The 21,946-nt window shown below is 38.3% G+C and carries 22 protein-coding genes; 19 read left to right on the top strand and 3 right to left on the bottom strand.

The genetic code is table 11. The features are described 5' to 3' along the window. The first annotated feature begins 18 nt into the window (after positions 1-18). Genes B4B65_RS15315 through B4B65_RS15300 form a run of 4 tightly spaced genes read left to right on the top strand, consistent with a single transcriptional unit; the run spans position 19 to position 3,697 of the window. Positions 19-1,557 carry a DNA modification methylase gene (locus tag B4B65_RS15315; RefSeq protein ID WP_293916564.1) on the top strand — a complete coding sequence of 513 codons (1,539 nt, stop codon included), beginning with the start codon at positions 19-21 and terminating at the stop codon, positions 1,555-1,557. Next, the gene (locus B4B65_RS15310; protein ID WP_293916562.1) at positions 1,502-1,702 is read left to right on the top strand and encodes a hypothetical protein; all 201 of its coding nucleotides are present in this window, start codon (positions 1,502-1,504) and stop codon (positions 1,700-1,702) included. The genes B4B65_RS15315 and B4B65_RS15310 overlap by 56 nt, the downstream gene beginning before the upstream one ends. Then, the gene (locus tag B4B65_RS15305) at positions 1,702-2,178 is read left to right on the top strand and encodes a hypothetical protein (protein ID WP_293916560.1); all 477 of its coding nucleotides are present in this window, start codon (positions 1,702-1,704) and stop codon (positions 2,176-2,178) included. Before B4B65_RS15310 ends, B4B65_RS15305 begins: the two co-directional genes overlap by 1 nt. After that, positions 2,144-3,697, top strand: a complete 1,554-nt coding sequence (locus B4B65_RS15300; RefSeq protein WP_293916558.1) for a terminase large subunit domain-containing protein — start codon at positions 2,144-2,146, stop codon at positions 3,695-3,697. The genes B4B65_RS15305 and B4B65_RS15300 overlap by 35 nt, the downstream gene beginning before the upstream one ends. Here B4B65_RS15300 and B4B65_RS15295 read toward each other — a convergent pair. Beyond that, positions 3,681-4,442 (bottom strand): hypothetical protein, encoded by a 762-nt coding sequence (locus B4B65_RS15295; protein ID WP_293916556.1) that lies wholly within the window; start codon positions 4,440-4,442, stop codon positions 3,681-3,683. The two genes, B4B65_RS15300 and B4B65_RS15295, sit on opposite strands and share 17 nt — an antisense overlap. Beyond that, entirely contained in the window at positions 4,435-5,031 is a 597-nt protein-coding gene (locus B4B65_RS15290) for a hypothetical protein (protein WP_293916554.1), read from the bottom strand. The genes B4B65_RS15295 and B4B65_RS15290 overlap by 8 nt, the downstream gene beginning before the upstream one ends. 94 nt (positions 5,032-5,125) lie before the next feature. Between B4B65_RS15290 and B4B65_RS15285 the strand changes: the two genes are divergently transcribed. The 12 genes from B4B65_RS15285 to B4B65_RS15230 all read left to right on the top strand — a co-directional run bounded on the left by B4B65_RS15285 (position 5,126) and on the right by B4B65_RS15230 (position 14,167). Further along, positions 5,126-5,746, top strand: coding sequence for a hypothetical protein (locus B4B65_RS15285; RefSeq protein WP_293916553.1), 621 nt, complete (start codon positions 5,126-5,128; stop codon positions 5,744-5,746). 9 nt (positions 5,747-5,755) lie between these two features. Beyond that, entirely contained in the window at positions 5,756-5,974 is a 219-nt protein-coding gene (locus tag B4B65_RS15280) for a hypothetical protein (protein ID WP_293916551.1), read from the top strand. Continuing rightward, the gene (locus B4B65_RS15275; protein WP_293916549.1) at positions 5,907-7,658 is read left to right on the top strand and encodes a hypothetical protein; all 1,752 of its coding nucleotides are present in this window, start codon (positions 5,907-5,909) and stop codon (positions 7,656-7,658) included. The genes B4B65_RS15280 and B4B65_RS15275 overlap by 68 nt, the downstream gene beginning before the upstream one ends. Next, positions 7,576-8,112, top strand: a complete 537-nt coding sequence (locus B4B65_RS15270; protein WP_293916547.1) for a hypothetical protein — start codon at positions 7,576-7,578, stop codon at positions 8,110-8,112. The genes B4B65_RS15275 and B4B65_RS15270 overlap by 83 nt, the downstream gene beginning before the upstream one ends. 60 nt (positions 8,113-8,172) lie before the next feature. Further along, the gene (locus B4B65_RS15265; RefSeq protein ID WP_293916545.1) at positions 8,173-9,045 is read left to right on the top strand and encodes a hypothetical protein; all 873 of its coding nucleotides are present in this window, start codon (positions 8,173-8,175) and stop codon (positions 9,043-9,045) included. Positions 9,046-9,103: 58 nt separating this feature from the next. Next, complete coding sequence (locus B4B65_RS15260; RefSeq protein ID WP_293916543.1) at positions 9,104-10,126, top strand: hypothetical protein; 1,023 nt, start codon at positions 9,104-9,106, stop codon at positions 10,124-10,126. An 84-nt stretch (positions 10,127-10,210) separates the two neighbouring features. Continuing rightward, complete coding sequence (locus B4B65_RS15255; protein ID WP_293916541.1) at positions 10,211-11,368, top strand: hypothetical protein; 1,158 nt, start codon at positions 10,211-10,213, stop codon at positions 11,366-11,368. Positions 11,369-11,374: 6 nt separating this feature from the next. Beyond that, positions 11,375-11,797 carry a hypothetical protein gene (locus B4B65_RS15250; protein ID WP_293916539.1) on the top strand — a complete coding sequence of 141 codons (423 nt, stop codon included), beginning with the start codon at positions 11,375-11,377 and terminating at the stop codon, positions 11,795-11,797. Continuing rightward, positions 11,794-12,363 (top strand): hypothetical protein, encoded by a 570-nt coding sequence (locus B4B65_RS15245; RefSeq protein WP_293916537.1) that lies wholly within the window; start codon positions 11,794-11,796, stop codon positions 12,361-12,363. Before B4B65_RS15250 ends, B4B65_RS15245 begins: the two co-directional genes overlap by 4 nt. A gap of 253 nt (positions 12,364-12,616) precedes the next feature. Next, positions 12,617-13,042, top strand: a complete 426-nt coding sequence (locus B4B65_RS15240; RefSeq protein WP_293916535.1) for a hypothetical protein — start codon at positions 12,617-12,619, stop codon at positions 13,040-13,042. A gap of 53 nt (positions 13,043-13,095) precedes the next feature. Beyond that, positions 13,096-13,383 (top strand): hypothetical protein, encoded by a 288-nt coding sequence (locus B4B65_RS15235; protein WP_293916533.1) that lies wholly within the window; start codon positions 13,096-13,098, stop codon positions 13,381-13,383. Further along, positions 13,370-14,167, top strand: coding sequence for a hypothetical protein (locus B4B65_RS15230; RefSeq protein ID WP_293916531.1), 798 nt, complete (start codon positions 13,370-13,372; stop codon positions 14,165-14,167). The genes B4B65_RS15235 and B4B65_RS15230 overlap by 14 nt, the downstream gene beginning before the upstream one ends. Before the next feature lies 1 nt (position 14,168). Here B4B65_RS15230 and B4B65_RS15225 read toward each other — a convergent pair whose 3' ends face one another. Beyond that, positions 14,169-14,633: a hypothetical protein gene (locus B4B65_RS15225; protein ID WP_293916529.1), complete on the bottom strand. Its 465-nt coding sequence runs from the start codon at positions 14,631-14,633 to the stop codon at positions 14,169-14,171. Positions 14,634-14,727: 94 nt separating this feature from the next. Between B4B65_RS15225 and B4B65_RS15220 the strand changes: the two genes are divergently transcribed. The 3 genes from B4B65_RS15220 to B4B65_RS15210 all read left to right on the top strand — a co-directional run bounded on the left by B4B65_RS15220 (position 14,728) and on the right by B4B65_RS15210 (position 21,939). Then, complete coding sequence (locus B4B65_RS15220) at positions 14,728-15,108, top strand: hypothetical protein (protein WP_293916527.1); 381 nt, start codon at positions 14,728-14,730, stop codon at positions 15,106-15,108. 88 nt (positions 15,109-15,196) lie between these two features. Beyond that, positions 15,197-19,327 (top strand): tape measure protein, encoded by a 4,131-nt coding sequence (locus B4B65_RS15215; RefSeq protein ID WP_293916525.1) that lies wholly within the window; start codon positions 15,197-15,199, stop codon positions 19,325-19,327. A 2-nt stretch (positions 19,328-19,329) separates the two neighbouring features. Further along, complete coding sequence (locus B4B65_RS15210) at positions 19,330-21,939, top strand: hypothetical protein (protein WP_293916523.1); 2,610 nt, start codon at positions 19,330-19,332, stop codon at positions 21,937-21,939. The last annotated feature ends 7 nt before the right edge of the window (positions 21,940-21,946 follow it).

Here is a 21,946-nt window from a genome sequence, read left to right as displayed (position 1 = left end):
TTTCGTACTATTTGCACTATGCAGATAGACGAAATAAATATCCAAAGCAAGGTGTTACGCTTGGGGTCTATCCACTGGGACACCTTAAAGTCGATCCGTACTCCCGGATTGAAAGCAATATCTGAAGACGCTTTTATACGTTTAAAAAATTCCATTGTTGAAAATGGATTTGTACAACCTCTCTATATCTGGCAGGATGGTCTTAACCATTACTGTCTGGATGGAGAGTCACGGATTGAAGCGCTGCGGTCCCTAAAGCAAGATGGATCTACGGTTCCTGAAGAACTTCCTGCATTATTTATTCAGTGTAAAGACATACAAGAGGCTGCAAGACTTACTTTAATTTATTCTGCGATCTATTCCAGGCTACAGCAAAAAGGACTATTTGACTTTATTACAGAGTTTGACCTCAACTTTAAAGAACTTAGAGAGACAATAGTGCTGCCGGATTTCTCAGAAGATCGCTTCATTCAAACCTACGATATAGAAGGCATTCTCGATGCTGAAGAAGAGGAGGTCTTTGTTGATGAAGAAAGTGTAATCGTTAGTTCCGGAGATGTTTTTCAATTAGGTGAACACAAGGTGGTGTGTGGAAGCTTTACTGACCCAAATGCTATTGAAGAACTATTTGATCATGGAGCTGTTAAAGGTCGCATATTGTCAACGGATCCGCCATACAATCTTCCAACAAACTTCTTCTCCGGTATACACCATAAAAACTTCGCAATGGGAGCCGGAGAAATGTCCGACGATGAATTTGCCGCTTTCCTTCAGCTGATCATGCAGACCGCTAAGGATAATACAGTAGAGGGAGCTATCCATTTCATCTTTATGGACTTTCGGCACAGCTGGCATATGTGCGAAGCTGCCCGTCGTGTTTACGGCTCACCAGTACCTAAGCAAGTCTGCGTGTGGAATAAAGATCTCATGGCCAATGGTTCCTTCTATCGTGCAAAACATGAACTATGTTTTGCATTTCATTCAGGTCCTGATTCCTATTATTGGGAGAAGGATATGCTCGATCATAAAGGTTTTTATAAAGACAATCATAAGATGGTGTATATCTTCAAATCCGGAGATAAAGCAAAACATCTGTCTCACCTTGAACTCAAAGACCGGATCCGTACTAATGTCTGGAACTATCCGTCTGCTACAAGTATTAAAAATCCTGACAGAAAAGAACTCGAGAATCATCCTACACCTAAACCGGTAATTATGGTTGCTGATTCCATTTTGGATACAACCAGACCTGGAGAGGTGGTTATTGACTTTTTCTTAGGTTCCGGTTCCACCTTAATAGCTTCAGAATCTTCAGGAAGAAAATGTTATGGTATAGAGATAGATCCTGCATATGTTCAATCCATTATAATTCGATATATCAGGTATTGCCAAAAGCGTGGAATTGTTGCTACATTTAAACATCTAAATGGGAATCTGACAATCAACGACTTTAATTATGAGCAACAAGGACAATTTATCAACTCAGGAAAAGCTGCAGATCATGAACGATGTCAAAGAATTAATATTAAACTATCTTTTAGAGCAAATAGACATTAATACTAATGCGCTGAAGGCCTATGAAGTTGACACATTGGATAAGTATGATCCGGAGATTAAAAAAATGCGTGAAACCGAAGCAATAAAGCTGCGGGATCGTATATATGAACTAAACAGACATATCGCAGTCATCAAAAGAATGTAATGAGTGAAAAGACGGAGAAGTCATCAAAGTTTGAAATAGAAAGACGTATCAGAAATGTACAGGAGTGGATACTCGATGATCATACTTATTCTGATATCATGCGTTCTATTGTCAACAAGTGGGGTGTATCCGATCGCCAGGCACAGCGTTATATCAAGTCAGCATACGAAGAGTTCAAAGAAAAGAATGAATTGTCAATGGATATTAAGAAGGCTTTCTACATGAAGAGAAAGATGAAGATTATCCGCGACATGGATCCTAAAGTAAAGACTACTGCTTCCGGAGCCAGAGCGATAAATAAAATACTGGATTCAATGGCCGAACTTGATGGAATTAAAATTAATCGTATACAGTTGACCGGCAAGGATGGGGAGCCATTGCTTTCAGAAGCCAATATACTACCGGCAGTTATTGTTTTACCAGACGACCAAAGAAATTCAAATGATAAAGATTCCGAAGGCACATCAGATCATTAAACCTCAACCTGGATTTCAGACAAAGTTTCTTTCATCTCCTGCAGATATTGTTATAGGAGGAGGTTCTGCTGGTGGAGGTAAGACTTATGCAGAGCTGTTAGAGGGCACGAGACATTTGGTAAATCCTAAATTTTCAGCAATGATGTTTCGGAGGACGATTCCACAGATTAAGAATCCTGGGGGATTATGGGACACATCGGCCGAAGTTTACCCCTTGATTGGAGGAAAACCGAATTCAAATGAAAGTACATGGTATTTCAAAACCGGATCCAAGGTCAAGTTTTCGCACATACAACATGAAAGAAATATATACGACCATCAAGGGGCACAGTATCCATTGATTATCTATGATGAGCTTACACATTTTACTTGGAAAATGTTCAACTATCTTCTTTCCCGTAACCGTTCCGCATGTGGTGTTCGTCCCTACATCCGTGCTACATGTAATCCGGACCCTGATAGTTGGGTTGCAGAATTTATCGAATGGTGGATTGATCAGGAAACAGGATATCCTATTTCGGAACGGTCAGGAGCTATTCGATATATGATCAACATGGGAGAAAATCTAATATGGGGAAATAGTAAAACTGAAGTGATATCAAAAGTAACAGATGACTTGTGGAGCATGATACCGAAAGAAATAAACAGGTTTGATTTAGTAAAGTCGGTCACTTTCATTCCCGGATCTGTCTACGAGAATAAAGCATTACTTATGAAAGATCCGGGTTATTTGGCAAATCTAATGGCTCAGGATGCAGATGAGAGAGCAAAGCTGCTTGACGGCAATTGGAAAATCCGAACCGATGGAACAGCCTTGTTCAACTATGATGCAATCAGATCTGTTTTTACAAACTTTGTTACCGATACGAAGTTCCGCTGCATTACCTGTGATGCAGCCCGGCATGGTCGCGATTTCACTGTAATTTTTGTCTGGGAAGGCTGGAAGGTTGTACGTATCATTGTCATGATGTCAACAGATGAACAGGATATTGTCAATGGTATAGAATCCCAACGAAAGCAATTCGGAATCCCGAAACATAAAGTTCTGATTGATCAGGATGGAGTAGGAGGTGGGGCTGTTGGTGTCGGTGGGTACAAAGGTTTTCAGGGTGGTACAGCTGCTTTAATAGATCCACAGACAGGAATTAAAGAATTTTATCAGAATCTCAAGACACAATGCTATTACCGGGCAGCAGAGTTGGTGAATGTTGGTTTAGTGCAGGTTGTCGCCACGAACGAAACAGTAATCATCGTGGATCGCAGCGGAAGAGAATACCGCTCTATGAAATTTAAGCACAAAGGAAAGGAAGTTACTATCCTCCAATATATTGAACAGGATCTTCGCTCTGTAAAGAAAAAGGACAAAGATTCAGAGGGTAAGAAGCGAATTAATGATAAGGCCGAACAAAAGGCAATCCTCTTTGGAAGATCTCCGGACTTTGGAGATAACTTCTGTATGCGTGCCTGGTTCGATCTTAACTCTATCTCTGATGACTTTGGTGTTAGTCGACGGAATTAACGTTAATGTACTTCTTTACCATATCTACAAATTCTTCATCTATAGTTTGTACCTCTCGGTAAAAAGAGAGTCTCTCTACTTTTTGATAATTATCTACTAACATATTTAATTCTTCCTCTATAATTCTAAATGAAAGCATTTCTGAAATAATGACCTTTTGATCAATTCCTTTTTGTAAAAAATCTCTGACAATTTCAAATTCACGATCTCGGTGTTCCTTTTTGATATAAAATACCGCAAGTTTAGATTGTACTTTTCCTTGATAATTTAAAGCTGCAGAATTAAGTTCTCGAGCCTTTGATATGATAGATTCATCTTTAATCAATAACCTAACTTTAGACAAATGATTTGATAATTCTTTAAACATCTTCATCTCATTTATTACATTGTTAATTTGGTAGATAGGTAACTTATTAAGGTCCCATAGATCAATATCGAAAATTTTAAATATTGACGTGTTGACTATTGCATGATATTCAATTAAAGTTTTCTTTTCTAATTCGAAATTTGATAGCCGTATTGACTTAAAATAGTCTATATCAATCTTGAATTTTTCAAAATCTCTATTAAAAGTTGATTCAACAGATTTAACAATAGTAGTTAATTCTCCTATATCTTCTTTTTGCGCTTGATTTTCAGATTTTTTATTAACATATGATGTCAATGAAATATGAAGTAATTTGCCGATGCTTGCAGTTATAGCAGCCTGAGAGAATATAATGTAAAACCAATTAGAATTATCCATTATTACCAAAGATTAATTTTCCAATTTCTACAACGAGTGAAGCAATTCCCGCAAAGTTATTTACCATACCTAATAGTGCCTGAAAAGCAAACTTTGGCTTTTCTTTACGCACTAAAGACCTTTTAATCTCATCAATACATTCAATCATATCGGCTTTACTTTTTTCAGGAACTTTAGGACTTGCTTGAATCAATTTAGTAAGTTCTTCAATTTTACTGTTAACATTCTCAATATTTGAAATATTTACATTAACCCCAGATGAAGCGTTGACAACGGATATTCCGGAGCTATTGGTTACTGTTGTATGATAATTATTAGTTGTAATTAAAGATTCATTCCGTTTATAAGAATCTCCTTCAACAAAGTCTATTCCGTAAGAAGTTATTCTTGCGAATCCATATCCACCCAAAAAGAATTTTGCCTCAATAAAGGAATCATCTCTTAAACGCTTAAATAATCTTGTTAATTCTTCTGAAGTTAAACTTAATTTTGCACTTCCTGCAATCTCCGAAAAATCATAGTATTGATTATTATAAGGAAACTCATAAAGTACCTTTAGAAGTGTATCCAATTTTTCTGATTGATTCATAAAATAGTTTTTTTGCAAAATACTAAAAAAACTATTTACTTTGAATAGTTGCCAGGGGACGGCATGACAGATTTAAAACTAAAAATTAAAAGTTATGCTATTCAAATGTCCCCTTCCAGCTGCCTTGACAGCTATTCCGGCAACAAACTGCCCTGTAAAATTTGATCAGATCCAAAAAATAGCTTTCGGTCGTAAAACATCTGTAGAACGTTTTGCAGACGATGCAGCTATTGCTCTTCAGGCCTCATGGACAGCGCTATTGACTGCTACCGATGAAAAGAAGATTGTTGTATCCCCATTCTTTACGGGATTTACTATCCCGGTAGGAGAACCCATCAAAACCGGTGGTAACGATAATACAACATTGAACGGTGTGGCTGAACTTCAGGGTGGATCCTCAGTAGTTGTTCCTTTCATCATCAAAAACGTATCGGCAGAAACTGCTAAAGGTCTGCGAGCATTATGTGCAGAGACACAGGTGCAGCCAGGCGAAACTAATCTTGAAGGATACTTCTTTGCCACCAATGACAACATTATCTATGATGGCCGGGATGGCAATGTGCAAGGGTTTGAAATCTTCAACTTGTTTGTACCTGATGTGGCCACTGAGGGATTCAATGCCAACAATACCTACAACTGTTCTTTTGAACTTCGTTTTGGCTGGTCCGAATACTTCAAGATGGTAAAAGCATCATTCAATCCACGTACACTTTAATCCGATATCATGGAAAGACTAACAAAAGTAACGTTGGTCTGCAAAGATCTGGGCGAGCGTCTGTTTACAATTGATCACGCCCAGTCCTTACTGGACCTCGAGAATAGAAAAGGATGGAAGAATTGGGAATTATTACCTAACAAAGGATTCGAACTGCAAGATGGCGTTATCAAGCGAGCAAATAAAGCAACTAATAAAAGCTCCGGCAAACGGACTCAAACTTCATAAAGCGATCTTTCATGAGAAGCGTCTCAGCTTTCATGCTACAATAGCCGATAAAAAGGAAGATGCTAATGGATATTATCCTGTTTTTATAAATTGGGTAAAATCCATCATTACAGCCAGTGATAAGTTTGATCAGTTTCAAAAGCTATTTACCTTTCCTTTAGCTACCAATGACCTTATAGATGAGATAGCAGATGAGTATATCAAAGTATTTGATGCACAAAACAGCTTGTACGATTACACATTCACAGATGCCAAATACAAAGAGCTCTTTGACGATTATTTAATTCTCAAGAATGACGAACACTTCTGGAAAAGAGATGTATTTGGAGCCATCCTCTCTTCCATCAATAGTATAGTTATTGTAGATCTTCCTCAGCAGCAGAGTGGAGATTATCCGGAACCATATTACTATCTTCTACCCATTGAACAGGTTATCGATCTTGATTATGATCCAATTAATAATCGACTCAATTATATCATTTTCAATTCAAAAGGAAATGTTGCAGCTTTTGACGACCAGTTTTACCGGATATTTTATAAAGACGGGCAAGGAAACCTAACGCTTGTCACTGAAAACCCTCATGATCTAGGCTATTGCCCGGCAAACTATATGTGGCGGGACAATATTGACACAAACAACCCATATAGCAAGCAAAGTCCGATATCATCGCAATTATCCCGATTAGATTGGTTCCTGCTTTATTCTACCATGAAGAAAAGCCTGGATTTGTATGCGTCCTATCCTATCTACTGGGCATTTGAAGGCCGATGCAACTATAAGAATGAACAAGGAAGCGAATGTGAAGGAGGATTCACTCACTATACAGACGATGAAGGTATTGTCAAAACTAAAGTCTGTCCATCCTGTGAAGCCAAAAAACTTATTGGTCCCGGATCCCTGATTAATGTGCCGGTGCAACGTCATCCGAACGATCCAGACCTAAGAGATCCTATTGGAGTAGTGACGGTAGACTCCGAATCATTAAAATACAATGTGGATGAGCTGGATCGGCTGGAGAATTTTATCAAACAAAAAAGTACAGGGAAGATAGACTCCAAACTGCTGAATAAGGAAGCAATGAACGAAGATCAGATCAGATCGCAGTTTGAGAGCCAGACCAACATATTAAGATATCTTGCATCTAATCTTGACGCAATTCGCACCTGGACAATGAATACAGTCGGACGCTTAATGTTTGGAGAAGTATTCGTGGCCAGCTCCATTAATCACGGCACAGAATTTTATCTCCAGTCACTGGATGAACTTACTAAGGAGTACCAGTCCGCTAAATCAGCAGGACTTCCATTATATATCCTTTCATCCAAAAGAAAGATGCTAACCGAGCTACAGGCAAAGAACAATCCCTCAGAAAAAGATAATATGGAAGTTCTGCGTTATCTGGAGCCGTATCCGGATCTGACAGTAAATGAATGCAAGAATTTGGGAATTGCTGAAGCGGACCCCGAAGGATATGCCATTAAACTTAACTTCTCCTATCTCATAGACCAATTTGAACTGGAGTATGGAAGTATTGTAGAATTTGGATATGCACTTCCTTTAAAAATCAAAATCGCACGGATAAACGAAAAATTAAAAGAATATGTCAAAGAAAAATCAATCTTCGTCAACTCCCCAGCTGGGAGAGGAGAACAAAAACCAGGAACAACAGCAGCAGGTAAATAATTCAATACCGGATCTGGATTCAAATACTGATCAGGAAAAAGGTACAAGATCCGAAGATCCAGCAGCTGAAGCTAATGTTAATACATCCTCTAATATTCCTGATGATCATTCAAACGAAACAAATCAGGAAGATAGTAAACCTGATGATCAACAAGATCAATCTTCGTCAACTCCCCAGCAGGGAGAGGAGAACAAAAACCAGGAACAACAGCTGCAGGTAATAACGGAAGACGGCAAATATTATGGAAACAAAGATCAGGACAAAGAGTATCCCTTAGATTACAATCCTGAAGGAAGTATTGTCGTCTGTTTTGCAGATGTAGAGACATCCGGAGGAGTTGTATCCGAAGTGAAGCATTCGGCTAAGATACAAATCTTTGATCCGAGCATCTTTGAACATCTGAAAAAGACAGATGCGTTCAAAGGTAAGAGCGTACTGGTGCTCCATGATTAATTTGGCGGACTCAAATAATTTCCCGATTAATTGAATATCATCAATTGACGAAATATAAATATGGCACTAACATTCGACGAGATTAAAGCAGCTCTTGCTGATGAAGGCATCAAGACACAGTTAGTGAATTCTGTACTGACAGATGCACAAAAGGCATTGGAAAACTCCGGAATGGTCATCCGAACAAAAGAACAGGATGAGGCATACCTCAATGCTAAAGTCGAACCTTTGGTCGAAGTGAAGATCAAAGACCAGATTAAAGCCTTGCATGAAAAGTATGATCAGGACCTGTTCGAACTGACCGGAGACCGGAAAAAACCTGAAGAGAAGACTTATGACTTTTTAAAAAGAAAGGTGACTGAAATCAAAGAGGCTGCTAAAGGAGGAAATCCCGTTGATAAAGACCAGTTGAAACAGCTTCAGGAAATGCTTGAAAATGAGAAGAAGAGCAAACAGACCGAGCTCAGTCAGGTGCATGAAACATACTTCAGGAAAGAAGTCGCATTGAATCTTTCTGCTGCAGTAGCTGGTTTCACTATAGCAGTGCCATCTCAATTGACTGACGAACAAAAAACAGATTTCGCAAATAAACAGAAGGAGATGATCGTACAGAATTTCCAGTCTGTTTATACTGCAAAAAAAGACAATGACGGGAATGTTGTCTTCTACAAAGGCGAGGAGCTGCAGGTAAGTACCAAAGACGGGAAACCGCTTTCAGCAGCAGACCTGATCGCCGAAAACTACAAAACCTACTTTGCGGCCAATGGGCGTAAACAGAGCGGAGCAGGTACCGCAGGGGGCAATGAACTTTCCGCAGGCAGTACCAAAGAAGATGTTATCGCCAATCTGAAAGCAAAAGGTATCTCAGAGACATCCAAAGAATTCATGGATCAATACGAAGAAGCCTTAAAAAAGTATGGTATTGTTAAATAAGCCGTTAGGAGAATACGGTAGGAACAATTAATAGAATAAAAATTTTAGACTATCAACAATGTTAGATTTAAATCCTACCAAACAATTAGACGCGATTATTGATGTCAAGAATCGCAAATTCAGAGATTGGGAAACAAGACTTTCCCGTTATGGAGCATTAGCAGCATTCATAGATAATGCAGATCTACTGTTGCCAAAATCATTTGTAGAGAAATCCAGAACCTCACCAGTCCGGCCACAGAAGATTCCTGTGCTGGATAAGATGGCCGTTGATATCATTACCAAAAGAGGTTGTGATATCCCAGGTACAAATGGTGTTTCAAAACTGGTTCCATTATCCTGGGTACACAAAGGTTTTCCTATTGTTATTGCACCTGCAGTCAATGCCGGTAATATGATATCAGCAGAAGAAGACTATGCACATCAGTTGCTCAATGGATTGATTGCTGTATTTGCAGCATTGGATACAGATGCCTTCAATGCTTTAGAGACCAAGAAAGCAACTTCACTGGCTGCTACCGATCTGGCCACTATAGCCGGAGGAGCATATCAGACAACTTTCGATGATATTTATTTTAATATGGAATCCGTTCTGAAGATGAATGACTTGTATGGACCATTTATCGATGTGGCCAATACCGAATCCGAAGCGACTTACAATAAATACTGGAAATCATACGGAGCCGGTAACCAGCAGGATAAAATGGGAGCATCAAAGAAATATCTGCAGTATACATCCAACAGAGTTATTCCGGGAGCCACGAATCGGGAAGTGCATTACTTTGCAGCTGAAGGCTCAATCGGAGTGTTCAACTGGAATCACTGGGAGGCTCAGAATAATGCTGATTTTGGCAATGGTACTACAGTTACTATTAAAGAAGATCCTATTCTGGGACTTAAATGGGCGGTTACCACCAAAACAGAATGTCGTGATTTATCTGCTACTCACGGAGAAGGTTTTGAAGCCACCTGGGTTAAATCGGAGAAATGGGAGGCAGACTTTAGTTTTGTTGCTGCTTACAGCTCAGACAACAAGTCCCCGATTATAAAAACAGTTATTCCAAAGCCAACTACACCTTAGTACTGGTTGTTCATAATTTATATTGGTTTTCCCGGTCGGTTCATACCGGTCGGGTTTTTTGCTAAAGATAATCGAATACAATATATGATAGATCAGAAACGTCTAAGAAATTGCTTCAATGGACAGATCGGCATAAGAAGAGCCCTGGATCTGAATTTACCCGTTCCGGATCAGGTGTATCTGAACCCCCATTCCGGTTTTTTTCTTAACTCTGTGCATTCGCTCATGTCCATAGAGAATATATGGTCAGTGATCAGTGAAGCCGGAATCATTGAACGATCTGAAGGAGTAACAGATAATGTAGTACTGAATAATTATCTGAGCGAACGAATGTCTGATGCCCTTGTAAGACTCTCCAATTCGATCTATACAAATAAACAGCTGAACAATAATGCCAAAACGATCTTTCCGGATACTAAACTATATGACTCTCCTGGATCTGTTCACGACACAATAGAAAAATACAACAGATTTGTAGGGTTCAGATTGAAAGGAAAGACTCAGGACATCTCATTACTGTTAAAGAAGCTGGGAACACAATTTGAAAGCGAGAATCTGGATTTAAAGATCTACCTGTATCAACAGGATCTGTCGCAACCGCTGAAAGTATGGACTATCAGTTCATTCAAGAAGTATCAGCTCCAGTGGCATGATATAAGTGAAAGTGAGCTGACCATGATAGCTAGTGAATCGACCTACTATCTGGGATACTACGAATCAGATCTGAATGGACGAGCCATTAATAAAGCTGTTAGCTTTATAAAGCCACCGTGCAGCTGTGCACCTGTTGAATACAGTTTGTGGAAGAAATGGAACAGATATCTCTATGTTCAGGCCTTCTACATAGACTCGGTTAACCTAAATGAAGACCGGACAATCTGGGATATTGATAATGAAAATTTAGTTGATAGATACAGCTGGGGACTCAATCTTGTAACTGCAGCTACATGCGATCTTACAGCTGTGTTTTGCGCAAATAAACTACTATTGATAGATGCTTTAGCTACGCAAGCCGCTGTGCTGATGATTGAAGAAATGGCACATACCAGTCGGGATAATCAACAGAGTAAAACCTTAAGTCAGAAAGCATTCTATGCTTTGGACAACAAAGAAAATAAAGCTACAGGCCTGTATAAATCCCTTGAGAAGAAAATTGAAGTAGTAAATCTTGATCTCGGATTACTAAACTCGGAATGTCTGCCATGTCAGTCTGCAGGAATTACATTTGGAACTATATATTGATATATTATGAGTTTTGAAGCATTGGACAATTTAGTTAGCAGAGTAAGATCAGGAACTTCAGATGGTTCGCTTGATGATTATGTGTCATCTTCACTTAAGGCTAATCGCAACACTATATCAGATTACAACAGAGAGCAGCTGGAGAGTGGTATGGATTCAGAACTACGGGATCTGGGAATTTATAAAGATTTCAATTATAAAAACAGATGGCGTCCTGTGGATCTGAAACTAACAGGAGATTTTCATAATTCTATCAAACCAAAGTTTGGCAGCAAAGACTTTGAAATCACCTCTAATGATCAAAAGGCAGATATGCTGCAGGATAAATATGGAGACGATATACTTGGATTGACTTTAGAAGATATTCATGAATTGGGAGAAGATATTACAGGACAGGTTCAGAACGGCATCAGAAGCAAAATACTATGAGCTATAATAACCCTAATATAACAACCTCCAATCTTCCTGGAATAGATGCAGCAATTTATTCTCTGCAGACAGCTTTGGCTACTAAGTTCGCGTGGATGAAAGTCTTTCACAGGGCTTATCCATTCCGCGAAAAAAACATGGAAACCGGGCGTAAATCTGAAATTCCAAAAGTATGGATAGGAGGAAATGAGTACATGAACATCCTGCCAAATGATTTTCTTAAAGGGCAGGCATTCTTTGTTTTGACTGGAGAAGAAGATGTGAAAGTTTTTAATCCATCAACCGATATGGATATCGAAGTATCCGTTTCACTGATCATTTGGGTCAATACCTCTCAGATACCTGGGCATGTTCAAGGACCTTCCATTGCCAATCTGAAAGCAGATGTACTGGAATTAATAGGATCTGCCGATAACGTATTGAAGATAACATCCTTTACTGATCAGGATGCGGAAGAAATCTTTGATGGATTTACCATAGATGATATCGATACACAGTACCTGATGTTGCCGTATGCAGGATTAAGAGTTAATATGGTTTTAAAATACAACTATTCGATATGTTAGAATTTACCATACTCCTGGCTCTGATTATCTGCACATTCATGTTCTGTCTCCATAAATGGGGCTGGATTTCTTGGTATGAGCTTTACAAACCTAAATGGCTGTCCTGGTGCCGACCTTGCTACTTTTGTTTTGCTTTCCGGATAGCTTTTATAATCTGTAGTATTATGGTATATCTGCAGCATGACTATTGGTTTCTTGTTGTGCCTTTTGCGAGTGCACCGGTATCATTTCTTACATTCAAACTGATTATATCATGACAACTATTGAATTGCCTTCAGGAACAAAGTTAAAGCTGTATGCTACTATAAAAGAGATGCCAGTTAGCCTGTTCAATCTTATGCAGGGTTATCTTATGCAGGATTCAGGTATAGGTAGCACAATGGAAGATGTGGATAAACATTTTCAGCAGCTGGATGCATTGTTGTCAGCAGGAAAACTGGAAGAAGCTGTGACAGAGCGTGAGAATCTGCATTACAACCTGTATGCAATGTTTGAAGGAATATCATTTCAATCTTTAGCTTTCGGTTGTTTCATCTATAGCATTGATAAAGAAGTGATAGATGATTATTCGGAAGATAATATAAAGCTGTTATTAGATGATTTATCAGGCAAAGGCCTGACTATCGGAATGGTTGAGGAACAGCTTGATCAGTTAAAAAAAAAATTGATGTTGAATTAGAATCTTACTTCCCGAAATGGTTTGCCGGGAGTGATTTTAATTATATCGCCAATATGCTGAAGCTGTTAGAGCTTAAGATAACAATGGAACTGGATGGAGAAGATCACTTACTGGAGGAGATAGAGCGGTTGAATCAATATTTTTTAAACTTTCTAAAGCCGAAAGTATTTTCTCCCGGTCAGGAAAATGCTGTAATCGAACATGAACTGCATTTTGAAGAAATTAAATCTGGAATGGAAGAATCCGGAATAGATACGCGCAGGCTTACTGTATTTGAATTTTACGCGCGAATCCAACATTTTGAAAAACGTAATGCTGAACTGAAAAATGGAAGTAAATAGTAACAATTTTTTGCGCTGGAACAGTGATCCTTCATTCAAGGATCACTCATACCTGCCATGTCCGTATCCGAATGAACAGAGTAATCTGCCTTATATGCCGGTATTGGTTCCGGGAGAGATTACTTCTTTTTACATCAATGTAAAAGGAGGAATCAATTATTCCGGAGGATTTACATTGAATATTATTCGTCCGGACAGAACGATTGCTTTGTCGGACATCGGAGTATTAAACCGGGATAATCTTGGATCAGGTCGCTATAATCTATATTGTGATATGAGCGGGCCGGCAGTACCTCCGGGGATTTATTACCTGCAGATAAAGGATATTGCCAATACAGTCACTTTACGGTCCAATATGGTTAGGGTGATTCATTCCGGATTCCAGGATAAAACGACTATAGTCAGATATAGAAATAATGGCAAGAATCTTTTTCATATCAACTGGCTGGGCATGCCAGATTTCTACCAGCAGTATAGACTTCATATCTTTCGCATCGATCAGCAACCAGATTATAATATTGAGCAGTACCGCTCTTCAACTAGCGGAAAATTACGTAACCTGAATGGTTCAATGGATAGATATGTAAAGTTTCAATCTTACTACTTCGATAAAGAGGCTCATGAAGCTTGTGAGGCAATGCTATTCCACTCAGAAATATGGATCAATGATAAGTTATATAGCTATAAAACAGGTTATGCTTCAGAACCATTGTTAGCCACCAAAAAGAGCAAAGGAGAGTTTGAACTATGGGATGAGAATTTCTCAAGCTTAAATAACTGTTAAATCAATTTATACTATTGTAAAATGGTAATTCTTTGGCATCTTCAATTTCTTTTATTGTTGGAACTTTCACTTCATATATAATTTCAGTCACCCCTTTATGAGTTTTGGTGACTAAAGCAACGGGGTTAGTTATTTGCCAAGATGTTTTAGGGTAGCTTGCCTGAATCACAATAGTCAAACCATTTAGTGATGGTTGATAAGCGTCACCATTATGTTTTGCATATAGATAAATTGTTTGTCCGATTTTAGATTTGTAAGTGTAATCAAACTTATTTGGGGCAGTAAATTTTTTGTCTACAATATTCCCTTTTTCATCTTTATGTTTTATTTGGAAATTTCCATCTAAAGTCGATACATATAAAAATACATCTACTTCGGTATCATTTGGAACAGGAGAATCTTTTTTACATCCTGAGAGTAATATAGGAATTACAACGATAATCAGGAAAAATAGGATCTTTTTCATAATACATTGGCTTTTCTCAAAAATAACAATAAATATCTGATATTTTGCTTAAATTAAACCATTAAGTTTCATTTTTTTCTTCATATATTAGTATATGACACTTTTGGTTTTAATAGGCCTCTCTTTTATTTTCTTCCTGGTGTTAGGTATCTGGTCATTAATTGGCCTTTCTAATGTGGGCAAGGAGAAAACAAATTATTATGACGGTCCCGAAATGACCGCCGACCAAAAGCAAAATCATATGGAATGGGTTGAAGAGCATATTCGCGAATTTCCTAATGGTACCTATGCCCATAACTACCCCAAAATACAATCTAAAATTCTTAATGATCGTAAAGCTGGTGAATTAGCGCTGATATATCGTGATACGGACAGGCAGTATCGCCTGGGGCTTATTTCAAAAGAGCAATATGAAGATGTAATTGACGCAATTTCTAAAGAGCTAGATATATCTCATTTGGATATCCAACAATAACACCATAATTTTGAACATACCATTCTAACGAGGATCAGGAGACGGTCGGTTAGATAGTTTTTGTATAACTATTTAAACACGTCTTTTCATGTCCAAAGGTCCTATTAAGTATTCAGATTTTTTCGATAATGATGTAAAAGCAGGTTTAGCAGAGCTCAATCAGCTTTTTACTTCAATCAAGGCATCCGCATCCTCCATGCGAAATGTTTTTGTGCGTGATTTGAACAAAGCAGCTGCAGAAGTAGTTAAGTTGCAAAAGCAGCTGGAAGAGATGCGCACTAAGCTCAAGCAGACAGATGCCACCACTCAGGGAGCTGCCAAATCTACAGTAAATCTTGCACGGGAAACCGAAAACCTGATTAATAAACACCGGGAATCAAAAACGACAGTCAACGATCTGAATATGATCATTGATGTCCATACTATGGGCCTTAAAGAATGTCGGGATACGATTAAGTCCCTGGAACGGGAATATTCAGAGCTTAATACAGATCTTAAGGAAAATAAAGACCGTCAGGCAGCTTTGTTGGAAAAGATAAAGCAGGTTTCCACGCAATTTAACAGATTAAACGGTGATTTAAGAAATGCAAAGAAATCAGTTGACTATGTAGATGGATCTTACACGCATCTTTCGAAAGAAACAGAATTACTAAAGAAGCAGCTTCAAAATCTTCCAGACGCTTTTGACCGCATTACAGGTGCCATCAATAAAAATAATAAAGAAGCAGTAGATCTGCAAAAGCAAATCAAAGCAAATACCGATGCCCTTAAAGAAATGGATGCCCAAATGAGCATGCATTATCGGAATGTTGGGAATTATTCTTCAGCTCTTTCCAGTCTTGAAGGCGCTGGTGGAAAAATATTAGGTATAGCAGGATCCATACTTGGCTTTTCTTCACTTGAAGATGTAGTAAGAAAGCTTTTTGAAACCACTTTACAATTAGACAATCTGGATACTGTAATGAAATATACCTCGGTAACTTCTAATGAGTTTAAGAGGAATATGGATTTTCTGATCAGAACTTCAGATGATCTGGGCCTGGAATTCTTAACTACGTCTAATGCCTTCAGAATATGGACTGGTGCAGCTAAAGAATCAAATTTAACAAGTACTCAAACACGTTGGATATTCGAATCAGTTGCAAAAGCTGCCTCAACTATGCGTATGTCAGCCGATGATACACAAGGTGTCTTCCTTGCATTATCTCAGATCCTGAGTAAAGGAAAAGTACAGGCCGAGGAATTAAGAGGGCAGTTAGGCGAACGTCTTCCAGGAGCTTTCGCAATGGCAGCAAAAGCAATGGGTGTAACCGAGCAAGAGTTAAACAAAATGCTCGAAAAAGGGGAGGTTGTGGCTTCAGACTTTCTTCCAAAATTTGCAAAACAACTTAATGAAACATTTGGTGAATCTACTTCCGGGAAAGTGGTAAGTCTTCAGGGATCTGTAAACAGATTTGATAATTCCCTTACTAAAATAACATCTAATGCGCAGCTTAAGGAATTTTTAATTGATACAGTTGATGGCGTAACCAGTCTGACGGATGCTTTCGGTGACCTGATAGATACAAAACCAGCTGAAGAGCTTGAAAAGGAGAAAATATCGTTTATGGCATTACGATATGAACTTGAGAGTTCAAATACAACAGTTGAAAGAAGAATAGCCATAATTACCGAGTTAAAGAATACTTACCCTGCATACCTTGCACAAATTAATGCCGAAAAAGTTTCTAATCAGGAGCTCTTACCAATTTTGGATAAAATTAATGAAGCCTATGTAACCAGATTAGCCTATCAACAGAGAGCTGACAGATCAAAAGATATTATGCAAAAGGGGGCCGATTTGGATAATGAACAGTTTGATGAATTCAAAAAAACAAGAGAGAATATAGCTAAGATACAGAATGAATTGGATAAAAAAGGGATTAAAATAACCATAAAAGGAAAGGATGAATTAGAACAGGCAAATTATGTAGTTAAGGATCTGTTTAAAGATTTATCTAAGATCAATTCGGAAATGATAAAATCTACTGGTAAAGGATTTTTTAAAGATGTAGATATGAGTTTTATCAGACGAATGACAGGTCAGGTAAATCGTAACAGACAAAATCTGGAAAACTATTCCGTAGAAATAAAAAAGACGCTTGAAGACCTTTCCATCGCAAACAAAGATCTGAATGAATATGCTTCTAAAAAGAAAATGTTCGATGGTAGCAATAATGATGCTGTCACACAGCAGTATAACCGGACAAATACTTTAGAAACCATTGCAAAGTCTAAAATATCAACTAAAGATAAAAAAGGATATATCACCCGGTTGGAGGCAGCAGGTTATAGTGATGAAGAGCAGTATCAGGTGCTGCAGGAAATTATGCAGAAAGAGCGGGCATCTGCTACTGTGATCAGTGATGAAAAAGGCAAAACAGCTAAACAATTGGCCGCTGAAGCTAAAAAGAGATTTGATGAAGCACTCAAGTTAATAGCCGAACAGGAACAGCTTGAACTGCTAACGCTTCAGAATGCATATGCTCAAAGATCAGAATACAATAATACGATCATAGATTCAGAAGATAAATTCGAGTCCGAACGGTTAAAGATTCGAAGGAAATCGCTTGAGGAACGGCAAAAACTACTGGATACCAGTGAGGATAAATCCCGTATAGCAGAATCCAAACAAATCACTCAACAATTAAAAGCATTAGAAATTGAATATGCAGCATGGAAACTCAAATTTGAAGAGCAGCAACTTCAGAGCAGATACGAAATAGAACTGGCTAGCCTGGATCAGATTTATTACTCCGGTCAGATCTTGGAAACGGAGTATCAGAAGAAGCGTACTGATATTTTGATTGCTGAATTGGAAAGACGGGCTTTACTGGAGAAAGATGCTGTCAAGAAGGCTCAATTACAGACGCAAATAGCACAAACCAGAAAAGAGGGAGCAGAGAAGTATACTTCAGTAAGAGGTGAGGTCGTCTTAAAAACCGATGCTGACAAAGATTTTTCTTTAAAACAGACCGCTATTGAAAAGCGATTTGAGTTGATGCAGGCCCGTCTGAATACTAGGGAAATAAAAGGTGAGGATATTGCAGTTCAAAGGCTCATTCTCGAAGCACAAAAACTACAGGAACTCAGAACCATATACACAGATTATGGAAAAGATGTAACAGATCTTAATCAACAGGTTGCACTCAACATTATTGCTTCAGACAACGAAAAAACAAAACGACAGTTAGAGAACATCGAACGCGTCAAATCTACCATGATGCAATCTGTGGAAGTGATTGCAGACTATCTGGGTGAAGGCTGGGGTAATCTCTTTACAACACTTACAGAGCAAATGTTTGACTTTGTTAAAAAAGGGAAGATCCAATTCAAAGATCTTGGAGAGGCTGTTCAGTTTTATGGTGAAATGGCAAATAGTGTAGGAAATATTCTTTTTCAATCTCAGGTTGATCAATCTCAAAAGAGAATAGAAACTCTGGAGGCGGAAAAGGCCCGTGTGATTGAAATAGAAACAGCAGGTATTGAAAATGAAAAAGAACGAGCAGCTGTAAAGGCGAGAATAGAAGAAGAGTATAATGCAAAGATTAGAGAAGAGAAAAAGAGACAGGCTATTGCCGAACGAAACCACGCCCTTTTCCAAATCGCGATAAATACAGCCGTTGGAGTAACGCAGGCATTTGCCCAGACAGGTATTGGAGGTTTTGTTTTAGGAGGTATTATACTGGCAGCAGGGTTAGCTCAGGCAGCTCTTGTAATGAGTAAGCCGTTAGCCTACTGGACCGGTACCAGAAGTTCTGAAGAAGGTATTGCCGATGTAGCAGAGCGAGGTCCGGAGTTAGTAAAAGATTCCAGTTCCGGTAAAATCAGTTATTATAAAAAGCGTACCCGGATATTCATTCCCAAAGGCTCACAGGTCTTAAATGCTGTTCAAACCGAAAAAGTGATGGAGAAAATAAAACTGGATCAATATGAACAATCCAATCGTGATATCTCCGTTTTGGTGCGTGATCATAAAAGAAGCAACGATATCAACATCATGTCAGAAGCTTTTAAAGCTATAAAGATAGATGAGGAAAAGATAGGTGATGCGGTTGGCCGTCGTATATCAGAACTTCCGTTTACAAATTGGGAGGTTAACGAAAATGGATTCACAAAGAGCATCCGGAGAAAGAATAGTAAAGTAAAATTATTGAACAACAGAAATTCACTGAGATAAGTATGAACTGTACATTTTTTAAACTTCTTTATAAAGATATGATTCATGATTTGGAGGATGAACCAATTGGATGGGATTCTATAGTCTTTTCAGTTAAGCGTGATCCGGATTGGCATGGTTTGAATTATGAATATTCGGATGGAGATATCCAGTTAGAGTTTGACTGTATTGCCGGCGGTGATTTTATAGATAAGATCTATAAAGAAAATGGATTGGATGCTGAAATTATATTACAACAGGGAAGTATTGTCAATAATATGGAGGTGTTAGAATATACAGGCAGACTGGTGCTTTCGACATTCAAAAGACTAAAAGGCCGTGTAGCGTGCTCTGTAGAGCGTAAGTCTTTGCAGGATGTGGTTAAAGCGAGATTTGATACAAAGGTCGATCTGTTTTCTTCAAAGGATCTGGATCAAAATGATCTTTCCAAACCCATGGTCACGAGAATTCTAACTCACGCTAAAACCATCCCTCAAGAGTTAAAAGTGAAGGATGAAAATATACGCACTTCTAACCAGCAAATAACAGTAGCCGGTACTAATATTCTGGTGTATCCCAATACAGATGACAAAACTACAACTATCAAAGGAATATCCAAACGTGATTTTGGTCCAGTTGGTAGGCAAGAGTCTGAACCGTTTTTTATTGCGGAAGTTAATGGAGAATTTACATTTTCCATTGATCTGGATTGGACATTGACAACCGAATTACAAAAGAAGCCAGGTAGTATTATTTCTAACAGGGAGTATAGAAATCTTGAGGTAACAACTTATTTTGAGGTCAGAAAAGAGAATGTTGATAGACCTATCACTCATAAATCAATTACACACTATAGACGTTCTAAACTCGATGGTAAAGATTTTAGTATTGATTGTAGTTTTGTGTTTAATGGAAAAATAGAAATAGAACAAAAGGACAGAGTTTATCTGTTTACGGCCTTTTCTTATACAGCAAGCACTCAACAGAGTATCAGCTTTTCAGCACGGCTTAGAAAAAGTAATCTCTCTGTAACAGGAAATTCATCTACTCCGCCCACTTACATCAAAGGAATGATGCTACATGAAGCCGGCAATCGGATTCTGAATTCAGTGACCGGGAAACAAAATTTATTAAACACAGATTTCTTTGGACGAACGGATGTCGGATATCCTGTTGATGGTTGCGGAGCAGGCAACTGCATAACTAATGGCTTTCAGTTACGCCAGTTTGCCGAAAATAAAGGAATCGAAATATCATTTAAAAACTATCTGGAAAGTCTTTCTTCTATCTATTGTCTGGGCATGGCTTATGAAAATGATCCTGATGGTCATGAAATAGTTCGGGTAGAACGAATAGAACATTTTTACAGAGATTCTGAAATACTTCTTATTGAAGATGCTGCAGACTATGAAGAAGAAAGTGCACAGGAGTTAGTTTTCAGCAATATAGAGATCGGCTATAAAAAATACCCTGAAGAAGGAGAGAAGATGTTGGATGAATTCAATACGGTACATGAATATGTAACACCTATCCGGAGCCATGATAACAAGTTCTCCAAACTTTCGGATCTGATCGCTTCAGGATATGCTATTGAATTAACCAGACGGGAGTTATATTCCAGTGAAGGAGCAAATAAGAACAGTACAAAGTATGATGATGATAAATTCATTATATCGGTGCTTCGTTCAACACCAGCCTACAAACAGTACAATTCTGATCCGTATATTCTTTTTGCAGCTTATGCCAAATACATAGTTATATGGTTGGCGCAGGAGATTCAAATTGTTTCGGGACAAACAATAATGCTAAGCTCACCGATAAGTTCAGCTAACCTCAACATTCAATATACTATAAACAGCTTTTCAGTTTCCAGACAGAATTTAGGAGGTTCAACAGTTAGATGGCTATATTACTTGTATGTAGATGAAACACCAGTAAGTGAAACAATCTATGCTCCGGTACAAATCCGTATTTATGAAAATTCCCTTTACAGTTCAGAAAAGAACGAAAACTTTACAGTGCAGCAAGGTTCATTAATTGATCCTGCTTCTGCATACAATCTTCGGTTATCTCCTAAACGCATGCTGCTCAACTGGGCTAAGTGGCTCAATGGAGGATTGATGTATAAAGACGGTTCAGAATTGATTAAAAACACTTTTGTTAAGCAGAACGGAGAGCTGACTACAATTTCCATACAAAATAGAAATTGCGAAATAGATCATTTCCAGCAAACCATTAAAGAATCGGATCCTGTCGCTCTCGCCGGGTTCAGCGAGCGTGATCGTATTTTTATTCCGGATTGGGTATCATTCAACGCTAGACTACAAAAGACTCAGGTTGAAAAAATAAAGTTAGCAATGTCTAATAATAGCTCAGGATCTGACAACTATGGATATATCTCTGTATTGGATCCGGATGGGAATCGTGTGAGTGGCTGGATTTATGAAATGGAGTGGTCGCCAAACACTGAGAAAGTTTTTTTTAAACTTCTAAAATATAAAGTACTTTTGAATAACACCATCCCACCAGACCAGGAGAATTGTCAGGATTATGCGGATTGGACTTTTGCAGATTTTGAAGCCAGTAATATAGGAGACTGGATCGAAGACTGCAGGTTCGATAACTTTAACTGACAAGTCA

This window comes from Sphingobacterium sp. UBA5789 (assembly GCF_002418355.1).
Classification (GTDB): domain Bacteria; phylum Bacteroidota; class Bacteroidia; order Sphingobacteriales; family Sphingobacteriaceae; genus Sphingobacterium.
This window is presented reverse-complemented; position numbering and strand designations above follow the sequence as displayed.

Bases quoted from the DNA above. Each gene is read 5' to 3' on its own strand.
- B4B65_RS15315 (WP_293916564.1), top strand. From the start codon at position 19: ATGCAGATAGACGAAATAAATATCCAAAGCAAGGTGTTACGCTTGGGG.
- B4B65_RS15310 (WP_293916562.1), top strand. From the start codon at position 1,502: ATGAACGATGTCAAAGAATTAATATTAAACTATCTTTTAGAGCAAATA.
- B4B65_RS15305 (WP_293916560.1), top strand. From the start codon at position 1,702: ATGAGTGAAAAGACGGAGAAGTCATCAAAGTTTGAAATAGAAAGACGT.
- B4B65_RS15300 (WP_293916558.1), top strand. From the start codon at position 2,144: ATGATAAAGATTCCGAAGGCACATCAGATCATTAAACCTCAACCTGGA.
- B4B65_RS15295 (WP_293916556.1), bottom strand. From the start codon at position 4,442: ATGGATAATTCTAATTGGTTTTACATTATATTCTCTCAGGCTGCTATA.
- B4B65_RS15290 (WP_293916554.1), bottom strand. From the start codon at position 5,031: ATGAATCAATCAGAAAAATTGGATACACTTCTAAAGGTACTTTATGAG.
- B4B65_RS15285 (WP_293916553.1), top strand. From the start codon at position 5,126: ATGCTATTCAAATGTCCCCTTCCAGCTGCCTTGACAGCTATTCCGGCA.
- B4B65_RS15280 (WP_293916551.1), top strand. From the start codon at position 5,756: ATGGAAAGACTAACAAAAGTAACGTTGGTCTGCAAAGATCTGGGCGAG.
- B4B65_RS15275 (WP_293916549.1), top strand. From the start codon at position 5,907: ATGGCGTTATCAAGCGAGCAAATAAAGCAACTAATAAAAGCTCCGGCA.
- B4B65_RS15270 (WP_293916547.1), top strand. From the start codon at position 7,576: ATGTCAAAGAAAAATCAATCTTCGTCAACTCCCCAGCTGGGAGAGGAG.
- B4B65_RS15265 (WP_293916545.1), top strand. From the start codon at position 8,173: ATGGCACTAACATTCGACGAGATTAAAGCAGCTCTTGCTGATGAAGGC.
- B4B65_RS15260 (WP_293916543.1), top strand. From the start codon at position 9,104: ATGTTAGATTTAAATCCTACCAAACAATTAGACGCGATTATTGATGTC.
- B4B65_RS15255 (WP_293916541.1), top strand. From the start codon at position 10,211: ATGATAGATCAGAAACGTCTAAGAAATTGCTTCAATGGACAGATCGGC.
- B4B65_RS15250 (WP_293916539.1), top strand. From the start codon at position 11,375: ATGAGTTTTGAAGCATTGGACAATTTAGTTAGCAGAGTAAGATCAGGA.
- B4B65_RS15245 (WP_293916537.1), top strand. From the start codon at position 11,794: ATGAGCTATAATAACCCTAATATAACAACCTCCAATCTTCCTGGAATA.
- B4B65_RS15240 (WP_293916535.1), top strand. From the start codon at position 12,617: ATGACAACTATTGAATTGCCTTCAGGAACAAAGTTAAAGCTGTATGCT.
- B4B65_RS15235 (WP_293916533.1), top strand. From the start codon at position 13,096: ATGCTGAAGCTGTTAGAGCTTAAGATAACAATGGAACTGGATGGAGAA.
- B4B65_RS15230 (WP_293916531.1), top strand. From the start codon at position 13,370: ATGGAAGTAAATAGTAACAATTTTTTGCGCTGGAACAGTGATCCTTCA.
- B4B65_RS15225 (WP_293916529.1), bottom strand. From the start codon at position 14,633: ATGAAAAAGATCCTATTTTTCCTGATTATCGTTGTAATTCCTATATTA.
- B4B65_RS15220 (WP_293916527.1), top strand. From the start codon at position 14,728: ATGACACTTTTGGTTTTAATAGGCCTCTCTTTTATTTTCTTCCTGGTG.
- B4B65_RS15215 (WP_293916525.1), top strand. From the start codon at position 15,197: ATGTCCAAAGGTCCTATTAAGTATTCAGATTTTTTCGATAATGATGTA.
- B4B65_RS15210 (WP_293916523.1), top strand. From the start codon at position 19,330: ATGAACTGTACATTTTTTAAACTTCTTTATAAAGATATGATTCATGAT.